A 17,345-nucleotide genomic window follows, 5' to 3' on the forward strand; every position below is an offset into this window, starting at 1 on the left:
CAATCACAAAAATCAAATTCAATCTTAAATTGATATTGATTGTAATTGATTTTTGATATTATAATTGATATTGTAATTGATATTGATTTTTGAAATTGTAATTGTTATGAAAATACTCTGGAAATATTTAAAACCACACCAAAATCTTGTTTTTCTTGCCTTACTACTTGCAGGAACTGCACAATTATTAACGCTTGTTGATCCGATAATCTTTGGAAAAATTATAGATGAATACGCTACAAATAAACACAATCTTTCTGAAAATAAATTAATCTCAGGAATACTTTACTGGCTGGTAATAGCGCTTACAATTGGAATTTTTGCCAGACTCAGCAAAGCGGCACAAGATTATATTACGCGAAAAGCAGTTGCAGGATTTGGTATGTCTATTTTTAATGACGGATTAAAACAAACGCTCCGACTTTCTTATCAGGAATTTGAAGAAAGCAGAAGCGGTACTACTCTTTCGATACTCCAAAAAGTAAAAACCGATTGCGAGCGGTTTATCAATTCTTTTATTAATGTCATGTATTCTTCGCTTATTGGCGTTGGTTTTTTAATTTGGTACAGCATCAATAAAAACTGGCTACTTGTTCCGGTATTTTTTATTGGAGTTTTGTTGTTAGGTTCACTTACTGGATTGGTTTCTAAACGAATAAAAGGCATTCAGAAATCCATCAACAAACAAACCGACAAACAGGCGGGCGTAATTACAGAAAGCCTTCGTAATATAGAACTCGTAAAAAGTCTTGGTCTTACTTTTGCCGAAATTAAACGAATGAATCAGCAGACTTTAAAAATCTATAATCTTGAAATGATTAAAGCTAAAAAAGTCAGTGTGCTTTCTTTTCTTCAGGGAAATATGCTGAATCTTTTGAAACAATCCATCTTGTTTATACTGTTGTGGCTTATTTTTAGAAAAGTTTTGACAACGGGCGAATTGATAGCAATGCAGTTTATTTCGACGGCAATATTTACGCCTTTACAGGATTTGGGAAATATGATAATTCTCTACAGAGAGGCTGACGCTTCTCTAAAAACTTTCGACAGATTAATGAACCGACCAATAGAACAACGTCCGGAAAATTCTATTGAAGTTGAAAAACTGGAATCTCTTGAATTTAAAAATGTAGTTTTCAAACATAAAACTGCGACTTACAATGCAATAGATGATATTTCGTTTAAAATCCATTTAGGAAATACCATCGCATTTGTCGGTCCGTCGGGATCTGGAAAATCTACTTTAGTAAAATTATTGGTTGGACTTTATATTCCGGTAGAAGGCGATATTTATTTTAATGAAATAAATTCAGATCAGATACGATACAATCCGCTGCGAAGACAAATTGGTTTTGTTACGCAGGATACGCAGCTTTATGCGGGTTCTATTAAAGACAATTTACTTTTTGTAAATCCTGCCGCAACAGATGAAGAAATTGATGATGTATTGAAAAAAGCTTCGGCGACAGGATTAATTGCAAAAGCTTCTCACGGACTAAATACAATTTTAGGCGAAAGCGGTATGAAACTTTCTGGCGGAGAAAAACAACGTCTTTCGATAGCAAGAGCTTTATTGCGAAAACCACAACTGCTTATTTTTGATGAAGCGACTTCTGCTTTAGATTCTTTAACCGAAGAACAAATTACGGCCACAATTAAGGAAATATCATTGAGCAAAAAACGAATGACAATTCTTATTGCACATCGACTTTCGACAATCATGCACGCCGATACGATTTATGTTTTAGAAAAAGGAAAAATCTCTGAAACGGGTTCTCATGAAGAACTATTAGAACAAAAAGGTCTTTATTATTCTATGTGGCGTCAGCAGGTTGGCGAAAGAAGATAATACTTAAAAATTTTAGCAGCTTTGTCAAAGTTTAAAACTTTGACAAAGCTTACTCAAAGATTGGGAAACATAGCCCACGGTTTCAACCGTGGGATCCATGTTGTGGATATGCATTGTGTTCCCACGGTTGAAACCGTGGGCTATGTTTTTAAATGATGCGTTAAAATATTGGAATATTTTATTTCAACGTAGATTCTCGTTCAATAATATAAGTTGGCAGTTCTACCATTTGATGCACAACAGGAATATGTTCTTTGATCTGCACAATTTCATCAATTAAAATAGAAGCCGCACGATGCCCGATATCATAACCCGGCTGATCGATTGTAGTTAATTTTGGCGAAATCACCGTGCTCATAAACCAATTGCTGAAACCGAAAACCGCAACTTGTTCCGGCGTTTTGATCTGCTTGTCATTAAAATATTTAATAATTCCAATCGCAACCAAATCGGTAACGGCAAAAACAGCATCTACATCGCTGTGATCTTCCATTAGTTTTTGTGCATTTTCGTAACCGTCTTCAAAATCGGTATTATGATCACACACATATACTAAAGAAGAATCGTAAGGCAAACCGTGATCTTCGAGTGCTTTTTTATAGCCTAAAAAACGATCGATAGAATTCTGTGGCGTGTAAGAACCGCGAAAATGAGCAATTTTTTTAAATCCTTTATTTATTAAATACGTAACAGCATCGTAAGCCGCTTTATGATCGTTGATAACTACTTTAGAACAGTTTACTCTTTTTGCAATTTTATCAAACAAAACTACAGGCGTATTTTTTCGGATGGCTTCATTAATATGAAAAAAATCATCTGTTTCGTTAGAAAGCGACATCAAAATACCATCAACTCTTTTCTGAAGTAAAAGCGCAACTTGCTTTTTCTCCAATTCATATTTTTCATTAGATTGAAGAATGATAACCAAATAACCTCTATTTTCTGCCTCTTCCAGAATTCCGTTTAAAACATTAGAGAAAAAATGATGCACCGTTGCAGGAATAATAACTCCGATCGTTTTCGTTTCATTAGTACGTAAATTTACAGCAACAGAATTGGGCATATAATTCATTTTATCTGCCATTTCTATTACTCTTGCGCGGGTATTTTTGCTAATATCAGTATAGCCTTTTAAAGCTTTTGAAACCGTAGTAACAGAAATTCCTAATGCCGATGCTATATCTATTAATTTTGTATCATTCATGAAATAAATATACTAAAAATTCTTAACCGCAAGGTTCGAAAGATTTTTTCTATACTTTTAATATAGTTAATATAAGATAAACTGTATCTATTTTATACGCGGATGAAACGGATTCGCTATCGCGAAGACGCGGATAAAAACTGTTTTATATATTAAGACTGTAAAAAATCCGCGTCAATCTGCGTTTTCGCGATAGCGAATCCGTTAAATCCGCGTTCTAATTTTTTTAGCACATATATGTCGTAAAATCAGACCGCAAGATTAAAAAAAACATCCATATTTATAAAATTTAAAATTATCGAAAACGTTTTAGGTGATTTCGAAAACGTTTTCGATTTTTATTTCGCATTCAGGTTTTAATTAGTTACTAAGTTTACATCAATAACTATTTAAAATCACTAACCAAACCAAAAAAAATGAAACTGATAAACACTTATCTGGGCCGACTATTTATAATGTTGTGTCTATTTGCTGTGCCTGCCACTTTATCGGCACAAGAAAAAAATACTGTTTCGGGAAAAGTATTTGACGAAAACGGACAAACTGTTCCGGGAGCAAACGTATCGCTAAAAGGTACCAGCCTAAATACCATTACAGACGAAAACGGAGGATTTGTATTCTCTAATGTCGCTGCGGGAGATTACACCATTACAGCATCAAATGTTGGTTATAAAACTTTCGAGAAAAAAATAAGCGTAAAAGAAGGACAATCACTTCAGGAGAATTTACTTTTAGAAGGAGAATCTCAAAGCTTAAAAGAAGTAGTTGTAACAGGATCATCAAGTCCGAGATCTAAACTAGAATCCAGCGTTGCCATCACTTCTATGGGTGCAAAAGCTATTGAAGATCGCGCGCCATCGAGCACTGCGGCTTTATTGCAGACCATTCCCGGATTTGTGGTAGAAGCTTCTGGAGGAGAAATCGGAAACAACCTTTTTGCAAGAGGAATTCCGTCGGCTGGAGCTTATGAATATGTGCAGATTCAGGAAGACGGATTACCGGTTTTTGAAGACGGTGCTTTGCAGTTTGCTAACGCTGATACTTTTTACAGACTAGACGAAACGGTAAGCAAAATGGAAGCTGTACGTGGAGGCTCTGCTTCTATCTTTGCCAACAATGCTCCGGGCGGAATCATCAATTTTATTTCTAAAACAGGGCAAAATGATTTTCAGGGAAGAGCAAAATTTACAACTTCAGATTACGGAATGTTTAGAACAGACCTTAATTTATCTGGTGCTTTAATTCAGGATAAATTATTCTTTAATATTGGTGGTTTTTACAGATCTGATAATGGCGTTAGAAATACTGGTTTTCCAGCCAACAAAGGCGGACAGATTAAAGGAAATATTACCTATAAATTTGATGACGGAGATTATTTAAGAGTAAACTTTAAACATCTGGATGACAGAAACACTTTTTATCTTCCAATTCCATTAAAAAGCAACAACGGAAAAATTGAAGGTATAGATGGTTTTAATCCAAATTACGGAACATTGACTTCAGTAAACTTCAGCCATTTAAATGTTCCTCAATACGGCGGCGGTACTTTTAGCGCAGATTTAGAAGATGGTTCTCACCCCGTTATTAACTCAATTGGAGCAGAATTCAAAAAGAAAATCTCTGATAAAGTAACGTTCAAAAATGCATTCAAACAAACTTCTATTGATTTAAATTACAATGCAATTTTTCCAAATGGCGGGCCATGGACACAAGATGCGTATGCGACTGGAGTTCAAAATACTACTGCTGCAAACTTAACGTATTCTTATGTTGATAACGGAGAAACGCTAGATCCAAATGCTTTGATTATGAGAGCAGATCATTGGTACATTCATAAAAAAATGGACAATTTTGCGAATAATTTTTCTTTTGCTTTTGATCTTGATCCTGTAAAACTTACAGCCGGATATTACTATTCTAACTGGAAATCAAATCAATACTGGAACTGGAATTCGTATTTAGTAAACGTATCTGACAATCCGAGATTATTAAATGTTGAAGACAATACAACTGGTGTAAATCATACTTGGAACGGTGTAGAAAGAATTACATGGCTTGAAAGAGATGCACAAACTAAAGGTCTTTTGAATGATATTTATGCTGATGCTGAAATCAAAGCAACTGATAAACTGACTTTTAATGCCGGTTTACGTTACAACAAAGACAAATATTCTGGCTACAGAGACAATGCAAGATTTTTTGCCGAAGATTTAGGAGTTTTAGACAACAATACCGCAGATGATGCTGTAACAACGGTAAAAGGTAATCCGTACACGTATTGGAGATATGATGTAAGCGAATGGTCTTATACTGCTGCAGGAAATTATAAATTTAATGATAATATGGCTTCGTATGTTCGTTACAGCCACGGTTTTAGATCGCCAATTGAAGAGTCTTTTTATGATAATGCTGCTAATTTAAGCAAACTGGAAAATACAAAAGTAAATCAATTAGAATTGGGTTATAAATATGCAAATTCATTCTTCTCTGTAAATGCGAATGTGTTTCATATGAATCTTAAAAATGTTGCCTTCACGGATATTTTATCTGACGGAAGTTCTGAAAATAAATTTGCCGACGTAAACAATATTGGTCTTGAAGTAGAAACCAATGCCAGATACGAAATGGTAAAACTGAACTTTACTTTTACCGTTCAAAAACCGGAATACGATAATTTTACAGGTACAAATGCAGACGGTTCTACTTTTGATTTCAACGGAAATACGGCAAGAAGAATCCCTAAATTTTTCTGCAACTTAAGACCAGAAGTAGATATTACAAAAGATTTTACAGCGTATGTACAATTCTCTTATTATGACAAAAAATTCACGAATCAGGATAATAAACAAGTTTTGCCAGCTTACAAAGAAGTTGGTGCAGGTTTAAATTATACCTATAAAAATCTTCGTTTTGCAGTTGATGCTTCCAACTTATTCAACGAGATTGGTTTAACTGAAGGCGACCCGAGACAAACAACGTCTGCAGCAAGCGATGTGTTTATGGCAAGACCAATTTTAGGACGTGCTTTTAGATTCTCAGTAGCTGTTAATTTTTAATTGATTGTTAGTTAATTGATATTTTGACCAAATGCTGTTTAAAAACGGCATTTGGTATTTTTTGTAACTTTAAGCAGCTTTGTCAAAGTTTAAAACTTTGACAAAGCTAACTAACCAATCGAAATCCAGTAAATGAAAAACTTAGGAATAAAAATAGCACTCTATCTCAATTATTTTGTCTTTGCTATTTTATTAAACAGCGTAGGTATTGTAATTCTAAAATCGCAGAAAAATTACGGAGTTGATGAGGTACAAGCCAGTATTCTCGAAGCTTTTAAAGATATGCCAATTGCCATTGTTTCTTTTTTTATTGCTTCATTTCTTCCCAGAATCGGCTATAAAAAAGCAATGTTAATAGGTTTAGCTTTGGTAACACTCGCCTGTATTTCGATGTATTTTGGAAATTCATTCGACAACGCCAAAATATTATTTGCCACCGTAGGCGTTTCATTTGCTTTGATAAAAGTTTCTGTTTATTCCTTAATAGGAACCGTAACCGAAAATCAGAAAGAACACAATGCTTTAATGAGCAGTATCGAAGGCGTTTTTATGATTGGGATTGCATTAGCGTATTTTTTGTTTCCCGCTTTTAATAACGAAAATGATCCAAATTCTTGGTTAAATGTATATTGGCTTTTAGCCGGATTATCATTGGTTTCTTTTTTGTTTTTGTTCTTCACCAAATTTGAAGAAACCCAAGTAACAGCCGGAGCCAATTTTACAGATGATTTTCTGCAAATGTTCAAATTAATTGCCAAAATGCTGACGGTAGTTTTTGTAATCAGTGTCTTTTTCTTTGTCATGATCGAGCAAGGAATTCTTTCATGGCTGCCAACATTCAATACCAAAGTATTGCATTTACCAGAAAATATCAGCATTATGATGGCCAGTATTTTAGCCATTTCATTAGCGATCGGACGACTTGTTGCGGGAATTATTACCAAAACAATAAACTGGATTTGGGTTCTTAGTTTTTGTGTAATTGCAGCGATGTTAATTGTCTATTTCGTATTACCAAATGTTGTTGGTCTCGAAGTAAAAACGATTAATACATTCTCAGATATTCCGCTTATAGCGTTTGCATTTCCATTAATCGGATTGTTTATCGCCCCTATTTATCCGTTGCTAAATTCAATTGTATTGAGTTCACTGCCAAAAAACCTGCAAAGTTCCATGACAGGATTAATCGTTATTTTTTCTGCGCTTGGCGGTACATTGGGATCCAGAATTACGGGCTGGCTTTTTAAAAATGAAGGACCAGAAAAAGCATTTTATTTCACCTTAATTCCCATGTTTTTATTGTTGATCGCTTTTTTTATCCTTAAAAAAATTACTTCAAAAAATGAAATTTAAATTACACATAAATCAGACGCTGAGCCAATTACTGGAGCAGGAAGACACTGATGGAGACAAAAAGATAACGATTGACGACAAAGGCCCAAAAAGCTTTTTGATTCAGGATGAAAGTGGAAATTCGGTTGCAATTGAAGGTACATATCAATTGTCTAATTTGTTGCAGGAATTAGCATTAGCCAAAAAAGACAATACAGAATTTGCCGAAATAAACTTATCTGATATAACAGAAAATCCCGTAAACCGAATTTCAAAAAAAATAAAAAATCTTTATTGGAACGGTCTTACCAGAACAATTGATACTGATGGAGTAAAGAAGATTTTAGAAGATGATAAAATCGAAAATGCGGTTTCCTACTTATATGTTCCCGCGCGCGATACTTTTGCATTTGATTATTTTAAAAATTTAGAAGCTTCAAATCCGACTTTAAAAGTAGTTCAGCTGCCTGAAGATATTTCGCCCGAATATGTTTTATCCTTAAATAAAAAACCGGGGATTTTGGCATTAGCGCTTCAAACGGAAAACGGAAAAACTTCCGGCGTTCCTTTTGTAGTTCCCGGCGGAAGATTTAATGAAATGTACGGTTGGGACAGTTATTTTATTACAATGGGACTTTTGATTGATGATAAAATAGATCTGGCGCTTGGCATGGCAGAAAACTTTAAATATCAGATTGATCATTACGGTAAAATACTGAATGCCAATAGAAGTTATTATTTAACCCGAACGCAGCCACCATTATATACTTCTTTAATTATTGATATTATCGAAAAATCAAATCCTGATGTTTCGTGGATTGAAAGACATTTAAAAACTGCCATAAAAGAATATCAGACGGTTTGGATGGAGGAAGGAAAAAGATTGACTTCTAATGGATTAAACCGTTATAAAGCTGAAGGAATCGGACTTCCGTTTGAGGTTGAAGAAGGTCATTTTGATGATATTCTCGAAAAATATGCGCCAAAATACAATCTCTCGACACGAGAATTTGAAAAAAAATATCTGGAAAGAGAAATTCTTGATGCCGATCTTGATCATTATTTTACACACGATCGCAGCATGCGCGAAAGTGGTCACGATACAACTAATCGTTTGGTTGGAATTTGTGCCGATTTGAATACCGTTGCCATAAACAGTTTATTGTATAAATATGAAACTGATATTGCTTTTTTGATTAAAACTGTATTTAATGATGAATTTCAATACAATGAAAATCAAATGTATTCGAGTGAATATTGGAATGAAAAAGCGAATTTCAGAAAAGCAAAAATCAACGAATTGTGCTGGAATGAAAAACAGGGAATTTATCTCGATTATAATTTTGAATTAGAAGAACAGCATCCTTTTGAAGCCGCACCGACTTTTTATCCGTTATGGGCGAAAATTTCTTCACAAGAACAAGCTGCCGTTTTAGTCAAAAAAACACTGGCAAAATTTAAAATGAAAGGCGGTATTGCAGGAAGCACCAAATCGTCTATCGCAACCGTGGGCGAACATGCGCCAACTAGACAATGGGATTATCCGTTTGGCTGGGCACCGCACCAAATATTACTATGGAAGGGTTTGATCAATTATAACTTTCATGCTGAAACTCAGGAAATGGTGTATCGCTGGTTGTGGCTTATTACCAGAAATGCGGTTGATTATAACGGAACTATTCCGGAGAAATTTGATTTATCGATTAGTTCTCATAAAATATTCGCCGAATACGGAAACGTCGGTACTGAATTTAATTACATTACAGAAGAAGGTTTTGGCTGGATGAATGCCTCTTATCAATTCGGATTAACGCTTTTAAACGCAGATTTTAAACAAAAATTATCTGATTTAGTTGATCCTGATACTTTGTTTTAAATTATAAAGATCCGAAAGAAATATATGTCATTTTTTGACTTTTTTGTTAGATTAAATTCGTTTTTTATGTGTTAAAATTACACTTTTTAATTGTGTAGAAATATTTAATTTTGGCATTACAAAAGGCTTGAAAATATTGATTTTCAAGCCTTTTCCATTTTATTACACACTTAACTTTTCCGATTATAAAGTAGTATTTTTCATTCTATACCAAATTTCTAAATTATAAATCTTGTTTTTAGAGTATTTCACCGCATTTTGAAGTACCGCTTAGTCCAAAATATTCCTCATTTTTTTTTAACTTAGCGCAAGAAATTTAAACATTATGAACACATTTGATTTTGGTATAGTTGGGCTTGGTGTAATGGGCCGTAACTTACTTTTAAATATTGCCAGCAACAAATTTGCGGCAGCAGGTTTGGACTTAGACACAGAAAAAGTAAACTCTTTACAGCAGGAAGCTAATGCCGACCATAAAATTGAAGCCACAACAGACGTAAAACATTTTGCATCACTTATCCAGCGTCCGAGAGCAATTATGCTTTTGGTTCCGGCAGGAAAACCAGTTGACAGCGCTATCCAGAGCCTTCTGCCTCATTTAGAAGAAGGAGACATTATAATAGATGGTGGTAATACTTATTTTACCGATACAGACAGAAGATTTTTAGAATTGGCTGAAAAAGGAATCCATTTCTTTGGAATGGGAATTTCAGGCGGTGAAAAAGGAGCAAGATTTGGTCCTAGTATGATGCCTGGAGGAGATAAAAAAGCATACGAAAGACTTCGTCCGATTTTTGAAGCTATTGCTGCAAAAGTAGACGGAGAACCTTGCGTAGAATATTTAGGAAACGGCTCTGCAGGAAACTATGTAAAAATGGTTCACAACGGAATTGAGTACGGAATCATGCAATTGATTTCTGAAATTTATGACCTAATGAAAAGAGGTTATAATCTGGATGAAGACACAATCCAGAAAACTTTTGAAGAATGGAATCAAGGCGATCTTAAATCTTACCTGATTGAGATTACTGGACATATTCTAAAACAAAAAGACGAAGACGGTTCAAGACTTATCAACCAAATTTCAGATTGGGCAAAATCTAAAGGTACAGGAAAATGGACTTCGCAAAATGCGATGGATTTACAGGTTCCGGTTCCTACTATTGATGCCGCTGTAGTAATGCGCGACATGTCTAAAAGTAAACCTGAAAGAATTGAAGCTGCAAAAATATTAACATGGAATGCTAATCAGCAAGATGTAAAAACATCTGAAGCAATTGCTTCGCTAAAAGATACTTTGTTTTTTGCTATCCTTATTACTTATGCTCAAGGATTGGCACAGCTTAAAACTGCTTCTAAAGAATATAATTACGAATTAAATCTTGAAACGGTAACCAAAATATGGCGTGGTGGCTGTATTATTCGTGCTGATGTTTTGGAAGATTTTAGAAAAGCGTTTGCAGCCAATGCAGATTTACCAAACATTCTATTAAACTCTGACATTGCAAAAAAACTTACAGACACTCAGGCCGGAACAAGAAACGTTATTCAATTTGCTGTTCAAAAAGGATTGCCAATTGCAGGACTTATGAATTCTTTGGCTTATTTTGATGCTTACAGATCTGAAAATCTTCCTACTAACTTAATTCAGGCACAGCGTGATTATTTTGGAGCGCACACTTACGAACGTATTGATGCTCCCGGCGTCTTTCACACTCAATGGAATGATTAACTTTTAAGTAGAAACTAAATGAATAATGGTAAAACTATAAATCCAACAATCATTGTTATTTTTGGAGCTACAGGCGATTTAGCAAAAAGAAAACTCTTTCCTGCATTTCAAAACCTGTTTTTAGACGGTCGTCTTCCCGAAAAATTTCAAATAATAGCACTTGGAAGAGCCGAAAAAACTCAGGAAGAATTTAGCAGTTATGTAATTGAAAATTTAAATAATTTTTCAAGAAAACCTGCAGATTCAGATTCAAACACTGAAAAATTTATTTCGCACATAACCTATCTAAGACATGATATCGATAAAGAAGAATCGTATCGAGAATTGGATTCAAAATTAAATAGTATTGATCAGGGCTTTGGAGTACGTTCCAATCGTCTTTTTTATCTTTCTATTGCACCTTCTTTTATATCTACTATATCAGTATATATGAAGAAAATTGGCCTTACGGCGAATGTTAAGCAAGACCGAATCATTATCGAAAAACCTTTTGGTTATGATAAAACTTCTGCAATTGAGTTAAACGAAATGCTTTCGCAAACCTTTAAAGAAGAACAGATTTATCGTATCGATCACTATTTAGGTAAAGAAACTGTTCAGAATATTTTAGCTTTCCGTTTTGGGAATTCAATGTTCGAACCTTTATGGAGCCGAAATTTTATTGATTTCGTACAAATTACCGTAGCAGAAGAAGTTGGCGTTGAAGAGCGCGGCGGTTTTTATGAAGGTGTCGGAGCATTAAAAGATATGATTCAGAATCACTTGCTTCAAATTTTATGCATGACCGCTATGGAAGCTCCGGCATCATTAGCAGCAGATGATATTAGAAACCGTAAAGCCGATGTTCTAAAATCTATCAGACGTATAAAACCAGAAGAAGTAGAACATTATACGGTAAGAGGTCAGTACGATGCCGGTTTTATAAAAGATAAACCAGTACCGGGATACCGTCAGGATAAAGGAATTGCGCCAGATTCTACAACAGAAACGTATGTAGCAATGAAAATTTATCTGGACAACTGGAGATGGCAAGGTGTACCGTTTTACCTGCGTACAGGAAAAAGAATGCAGGAAAAACAATCATCGATTATTATTCAGTTTAAACCCGTACCGCATTCTACCTTTACTTACGGATCAGAAGGTATGACACCAAACAGGCTTATCATCAATATTCAGCCTGCAATGGATATTAAACTGCAGTTTATGACCAAAAAACAAGGTCTTTCTCTTGCATTGAGACCTGCAGAAATGGTTTTTGATTATTTTGCGTGTTCAACAATGTCGCCAGAAGCTTATGAAACTTTACTTTCTGATGCTTTGGCAGGAGATCCTACCCTATTTATGCGTTGGGATCAGGTGGAACAAGCTTGGGATGCAATTGATACAATTCAGCAAGTATGGAAAAATAATGCTCCTACAGATTTTCCTAATTACAAAGCAGGAAGCTGGGGACCGGAAGCAGCAGACGAATTATTAGCCCGTCAAGGTCATGCCTGGGTGGATAATACTTCTCATGTTGTAAATGAAAAAATTGAAAAAAAATGATAGAGATCTTTAATACAACAGAAGAGATTAATACTACTGCAGCAGCAATTTTTGCAGCAGCAGCTGAGAAAGCAATACAGGAAAAAGGCAAATTTACAGCTGTACTTACCGGCGGATCTTCACCAGCTGGTATTTATAGATTATTAGCCTCGCCTATTTATAAAATTGACTGGCAAAAAGTGTATATTTTTTGGGGTGATGAGCGCTGGGTTCCTCTTGATGATGATCTTAGTAATGCAAAAATGTCTTTTCATACGCTTTTAAGCCACGTTCCAATTCCGGAAAATAATATATTCCCAATGTACAGCGATGCTTTTCTACCAGAAGAGTATGCTGTTAAATACGAAGAAGATATTAAAAGTATTTTAGGAACAGACGGAAAGTTTGATCTTATATTACTAGGAATGGGCGACGATGGACATACAGCTTCACTTTTTCCTGGCGAAGCCGTATTGCAGGAACAAACAAAATGGGTTGCTGCTTATAGATTAGAATCTCAAAACATGCACCGTATTACTTTGACTGCGCCGCTAATAAACAAAGCAGCAAAAATCATCGTCGTTGCTTTTGGTGAAAAGAAAGCACACGCTTTGAAAGAAGTATTACATGGAGAATACAATCCAAATCTGTATCCTATGCAGTTAATTAAACCTGTTTCTGGAGAATTATTATTTCTTGTAGATAAAGGCGCTGCGGGAACGAATTAATACGTTTTCTTTAAATTAAAAATAAAAAACCTATGTATTTCTACATAGGTTTTTTGTTTTCTGAATTGTGCAATCTTTGTCAAAGTTTAAAACTTTGACAAAGGTCAAGTCGCATATTTCTTCAATCTCGTCATTTCTCTTTTCAGTAGAAATGACAAATAATGCGTAACATTTACCAAATTTCCATTTTTAAAATGAAAATTCTGTAACACCAAATCTTCTATTGTATAAACCATTTATTATCAAGAATGACGAACTTTACGATAAGTACATTATTTCAAATTAATAAACTTATTATTTTGGAGAAATTCTGCTTTAGATAAAAATCCTCTTTTGATTGTAATAGTTTTTGGAGGCAGGAATATTTAGTAATAAATAAAACAAAATCATTATGAGCGATATTGCCCGCCGTTTTCCCGAAAATCCATTATTAATGCCCAAAGACTTAAAAGCAAGTACAGCTGAACTACAGATTATAAGTCTTTTAAATCCCGGTGTATTTGTGTTTGAAAACAAAACATGGCTTTTGGTTAGGGTTGCAGAATCTATTACACAAAAAGAAGGCGTTATATTTTTTCCAGCAGTCAATGCGCTTGGTAAAGTAGAAATCATTGAGATTCCGCTAAACGATCCCGATTTGATTGCTAATGATGCCCGGGTTATAAAATACAAAGGCCTTGATTATCTTACTACTCTTTCGCATTTAAGACTTCTTGCAAGTGATGATGGAATCCATTTTTATGAACCCGAAGATACTGAATTACTAATGGGTTCAGGCATACTCGAACAATTTGGCATTGAAGATTGTCGAGTAAGCAAAATCGAAGAAACGTATTATCTTACGTATACTGCGGTTTCAGAAAACGGCGTTGGTGTTGGGTTAAGAACCACCAAAGACTGGAAAAATTTTGAAAACAAAGGAATGATTTTACCACCGCACAATAAGGATTGTGCCATTTTTGAAGAATTAATTAATGGTAAATATTATGCATTGCATCGTCCGTCAAGTGTAGAAATTGGAGGAAATTTTATCTGGCTTGCAGAATCTTTTAATGGTGTGCATTGGGGAAATCATAAATGTATTGCAAAAACCCGTCACGGACAATGGGACTCTGCCCGAGTTGGCGCGGGCGCCGCTCCTATTAAAACAGAAAAAGGCTGGCTCGAAATTTATCACGGTGCCAATGCCGAACATAAATATTGTCTTGGCGCATTTTTAATGGACCTTGAAGATCCTTCTAAAATAATTGCACGTTCTACAGAACCGATTATGGTACCACAAGAAAGCTACGAACTCAGCGGTTTTTTCGGTTATGTTGTTTTTACAAACGGACACGTTGTAAATGGCGATCAGCTCACAATATATTACGGAGCTGCAGATGAATTTGTCTGCGGTGCACATTTCTCAATTTCAGAAATTTTATCAACCCTTGAATTATAAAGGGTTTATAAATGGCGATTATTTCGCTTAATTTTTTAATATTATTATGGAAGATTTTTTACGTGACATTGTCGTTCATATAGAAAGCTATTACCAAAGTTTGGTCGATATTACACCAAAATTATTACTTGCAATTTTAATTGTATTAATATCCTGGTTCATCGCATCGCGAGTTAAAGTGTTTTCAGACCGAAGATTAAAACAAAAAATGCACGATCCGTTATTGGCTGCATTTATTGCCAATCTTATAAAAGCCGTACTTATTGTAATCGGGCTTTTGTTTATGTTTCGCGTTATTGGTCTTACGGGCGTGGCGCAAAGTGTTCTTGCGGGTGCCGGTATCTCTGCCTTTATCATTGGATTTGCTTTAAAAGATATTGGCGAAAATTTCTTGGCAGGAATTTTATTAGCGTTTAAAAGACCTTTTTCTGTTGGAGACATTATAGAAAGTAATGGCGTAAAAGGAAAAGTTGTGGCATTAAATCTCCGCGACACACAGATAAAAAGTGACAGCAAAAACATTTACATACCAAATGCACTGCTGATAAAAAATACACTTATCAATTTTAATAGTGAAGGTTTTCTACTTCAAGACTTTACAATCGGTTTAGAATATGGTTCAGATTACAGAAAAGCTATTGAGGTTATTACAAACGTAATAAAAGAAGACAGCGAGATTGTAGACAAGGGTTATTCTAATTCTGCTGTAGTGGCCGGAATTACAGGAAATACGGTGCAAGTTATTATTCGGTATTGGGTAAAAACAGATGTTTCTGTAAGTGATGGAAAGCATCGTTCTGAAGTAGTAATTAAAGTTTCTGAAGCGCTTAAAGCAGAAGGTTTTATCATTAAATAATATCGAAAATTAAATCTGTAATTCATTCAAAATGAATAACTAAACCTAACTGGCAATCCTATAAAATTTTAGATTAATGGTATAAGCATTCCCTTTGTTTGATTGAGTAATTTTGAGATAAACGACTATACTTATCTGATTTAGCGTTAATTACTAATTTCAAAATAAAACAAAATGAATTCAGGAACCATAACTTCAGGAGATAATGTTTCGTTTTGGATAGACTCTTCTCCTATCCTATCTTATAATACACCAGATCAAGATATTACTACAGAAGTTCTCGTTATTGGCGGTGGCATTGCTGGTCTTACAACTGCATACAATCTTCTTCAAAAAGGAAAAAAAGTAGTTTTAGTTGAAGACGGTTTTATTGGCAGCGGTGAAACGGGCAGAACAACAGCACATTTATCTAATGCACTGGACGACAGATATTATTATCTTGAAAATACACTTGGAGAAGAAGAAGCAAAACTCGCAGCAGAAAGTCACACCGAAGCAATAAATCGAATTGAAAAAAATGTCACTACTCTTGATATTGACTGTAATTTTAAAAGAGTAAACGGTTATCTTTTTCTGCATCCAAGCGATAAACCAGAAAATTTAGAAAAAGAATTTAATGCAACTCAAAAAGCAGGTTTACAAACTCGTTTGTTGCAAAGTACTCCCATAATAGCCGGCGGAGAACACATGGAAGCTCTTGAATTTCCTGATCAGGCGCAATTTCATATCCTTCAATATCTCAAAGGTTTAGCCGATACTATCGTTTCTCTTGGAGGAAAAATCTACACGGAAGCTCATGCAGAAAATATTTCTAAAGAAGGCGCAGAAGTCAATGGTTTCAAATTTTCTGCGGCACATATTGTAGTCGCTACCAACACACCAATTAATGATATTCTAACCATGCATACCAAACAGCATGCGTACAGAACTTATGTAATAGCAGGGAAAATTCCGAAAGGGACATTGCCTTATTCTTTATGGTGGGACACTGGCGATATGGAGTCAAAATGGGTTTCGCAGCCTTATCATTATGTACGTTTAGAAAATTTTGACGATAACTACGATTTATTAATTTCTGGCGGAGAAGATCATAAAACGGGCCAGGCTGATGAAGAAGATATTCCTGAAACGGAACGATATGATCGACTGGAAGCATGGACTCGAAATTATTTTCCGATGCTGGATGAAATCACGTATCGCTGGTCTGGGCAAGTTATGGAACCTGTAGATTGTCTGGGTTTTATGGGGAAAAATCCGGGCGATGATAACATTTTCATTATTACCGGAGATTCTGGAAACGGAATGACGCATGCTACTATTGGCGCTATGATTATCAGCGACAGCATTATAGGTGTAAAAAATAAATATGAAGATTTATACAATCCTGCCAGAATCAGTATAAAAGCTACTGGTGATTTCTTAAAAGAAGCCGGAAATATGGCGTCACAATATTTGGATTGGATTACAGGTGCCGATTTAGAAAATACTGCCGATTTACCAGCTGGTGAAGGCGGCGTGCTTTCTTCTGGATTGAAAAAAATTGCAGTTTACCGCGATTATGATAATACGTTAAGTGCATTTTCTGCCGTGTGTCCGCATTTGGGATGCATTGTAAAATGGAATTCGGATGAAAAATCTTTTGATTGTCCGTGTCATGGATCACGATTTGCAGCCGACGGAACTGTTACTAATGGTCCTGCGTTGACCGATTTAGCTAAAATTCATATTAAATAAATAATTATCAAAT

Annotated in this window: 11 protein-coding genes; 10 read left to right on the forward strand and 1 reads right to left on the reverse strand. The window is 35.1% G+C overall.

Annotated elements, in window-relative coordinates:
- The first annotated feature begins 106 nt into the window (after positions 1-106).
- A complete protein-coding gene (locus EV144_RS22925) occupies positions 107-1,849 on the forward strand; it encodes an ABC transporter ATP-binding protein (protein ID WP_134151475.1) in 1,743 nt (580 codons plus the stop codon).
- A 178-nt stretch (positions 1,850-2,027) separates the two neighbouring features.
- On the opposite strand, the gene EV144_RS22930 is transcribed toward EV144_RS22925, so the two are convergent.
- Positions 2,028-3,053, reverse strand: coding sequence for a LacI family DNA-binding transcriptional regulator (locus tag EV144_RS22930; RefSeq protein ID WP_134151476.1), 1,026 nt, complete (start codon positions 3,051-3,053; stop codon positions 2,028-2,030).
- A 416-nt stretch (positions 3,054-3,469) separates the two neighbouring features.
- On the opposite strand from EV144_RS22930, the gene EV144_RS22935 reads away from it, so the two are divergent.
- From EV144_RS22935 to EV144_RS22975, 9 genes are all read left to right on the forward strand, one after another.
- Positions 3,470-6,109 (forward strand): TonB-dependent receptor, encoded by a 2,640-nt coding sequence (locus tag EV144_RS22935; protein ID WP_134151477.1) that lies wholly within the window; start codon positions 3,470-3,472, stop codon positions 6,107-6,109.
- 132 nt (positions 6,110-6,241) lie between these two features.
- Complete coding sequence (locus EV144_RS22940; protein WP_134151478.1) at positions 6,242-7,462, forward strand: MFS transporter; 1,221 nt, start codon at positions 6,242-6,244, stop codon at positions 7,460-7,462.
- Positions 7,452-9,317, forward strand: a complete 1,866-nt coding sequence (locus EV144_RS22945) for an alpha,alpha-trehalase (RefSeq protein ID WP_134151479.1) — start codon at positions 7,452-7,454, stop codon at positions 9,315-9,317. The genes EV144_RS22940 and EV144_RS22945 overlap by 11 nt, the downstream gene beginning before the upstream one ends.
- A 325-nt stretch (positions 9,318-9,642) precedes the next feature.
- Entirely contained in the window at positions 9,643-11,049 is a 1,407-nt protein-coding gene (gndA, locus tag EV144_RS22950) for an NADP-dependent phosphogluconate dehydrogenase (RefSeq protein ID WP_134151480.1), read from the forward strand.
- 18 nt (positions 11,050-11,067) lie between these two features.
- The gene (gene zwf / locus EV144_RS22955) at positions 11,068-12,594 is read left to right on the forward strand and encodes a glucose-6-phosphate dehydrogenase (RefSeq protein ID WP_134151481.1); all 1,527 of its coding nucleotides are present in this window, start codon (positions 11,068-11,070) and stop codon (positions 12,592-12,594) included.
- On the forward strand, positions 12,591-13,301 hold the full coding sequence (gene pgl / locus EV144_RS22960) for a 6-phosphogluconolactonase (RefSeq protein WP_134151482.1): 711 nt from the start codon (positions 12,591-12,593) through the stop codon (positions 13,299-13,301). The genes zwf and pgl overlap by 4 nt, the downstream gene beginning before the upstream one ends.
- 391 nt (positions 13,302-13,692) lie before the next feature.
- On the forward strand, positions 13,693-14,742 hold the full coding sequence (locus EV144_RS22965; RefSeq protein ID WP_134151483.1) for a glycoside hydrolase family 130 protein: 1,050 nt from the start codon (positions 13,693-13,695) through the stop codon (positions 14,740-14,742).
- Positions 14,743-14,788: 46 nt separating this feature from the next.
- Positions 14,789-15,598 carry a mechanosensitive ion channel family protein gene (locus EV144_RS22970; protein ID WP_134151484.1) on the forward strand — a complete coding sequence of 270 codons (810 nt, stop codon included), beginning with the start codon at positions 14,789-14,791 and terminating at the stop codon, positions 15,596-15,598.
- A gap of 174 nt (positions 15,599-15,772) precedes the next feature.
- Positions 15,773-17,332 (forward strand): FAD-dependent oxidoreductase, encoded by a 1,560-nt coding sequence (locus EV144_RS22975; protein WP_134151485.1) that lies wholly within the window; start codon positions 15,773-15,775, stop codon positions 17,330-17,332.
- Positions 17,333-17,345 lie beyond the last annotated feature (13 nt).

The organism is Flavobacterium sp. 270 (genome assembly GCF_004368785.1).
Classification (GTDB): domain Bacteria; phylum Bacteroidota; class Bacteroidia; order Flavobacteriales; family Flavobacteriaceae; genus Flavobacterium.

Coding starts and splice junctions, on each gene's coding strand:
- EV144_RS22925 (WP_134151475.1), top strand. CDS start 107: ATGAAAATACTCTGGAAATATTTAAAACCACACCAAAATCTTGTTTTT.
- EV144_RS22930 (WP_134151476.1), bottom strand. CDS start 3,053: ATGAATGATACAAAATTAATAGATATAGCATCGGCATTAGGAATTTCT.
- EV144_RS22935 (WP_134151477.1), top strand. CDS start 3,470: ATGAAACTGATAAACACTTATCTGGGCCGACTATTTATAATGTTGTGT.
- EV144_RS22940 (WP_134151478.1), top strand. CDS start 6,242: ATGAAAAACTTAGGAATAAAAATAGCACTCTATCTCAATTATTTTGTC.
- EV144_RS22945 (WP_134151479.1), top strand. CDS start 7,452: ATGAAATTTAAATTACACATAAATCAGACGCTGAGCCAATTACTGGAG.
- gndA (WP_134151480.1), top strand. CDS start 9,643: ATGAACACATTTGATTTTGGTATAGTTGGGCTTGGTGTAATGGGCCGT.
- zwf (WP_134151481.1), top strand. CDS start 11,068: ATGAATAATGGTAAAACTATAAATCCAACAATCATTGTTATTTTTGGA.
- pgl (WP_134151482.1), top strand. CDS start 12,591: ATGATAGAGATCTTTAATACAACAGAAGAGATTAATACTACTGCAGCA.
- EV144_RS22965 (WP_134151483.1), top strand. CDS start 13,693: ATGAGCGATATTGCCCGCCGTTTTCCCGAAAATCCATTATTAATGCCC.
- EV144_RS22970 (WP_134151484.1), top strand. CDS start 14,789: ATGGAAGATTTTTTACGTGACATTGTCGTTCATATAGAAAGCTATTAC.
- EV144_RS22975 (WP_134151485.1), top strand. CDS start 15,773: ATGAATTCAGGAACCATAACTTCAGGAGATAATGTTTCGTTTTGGATA.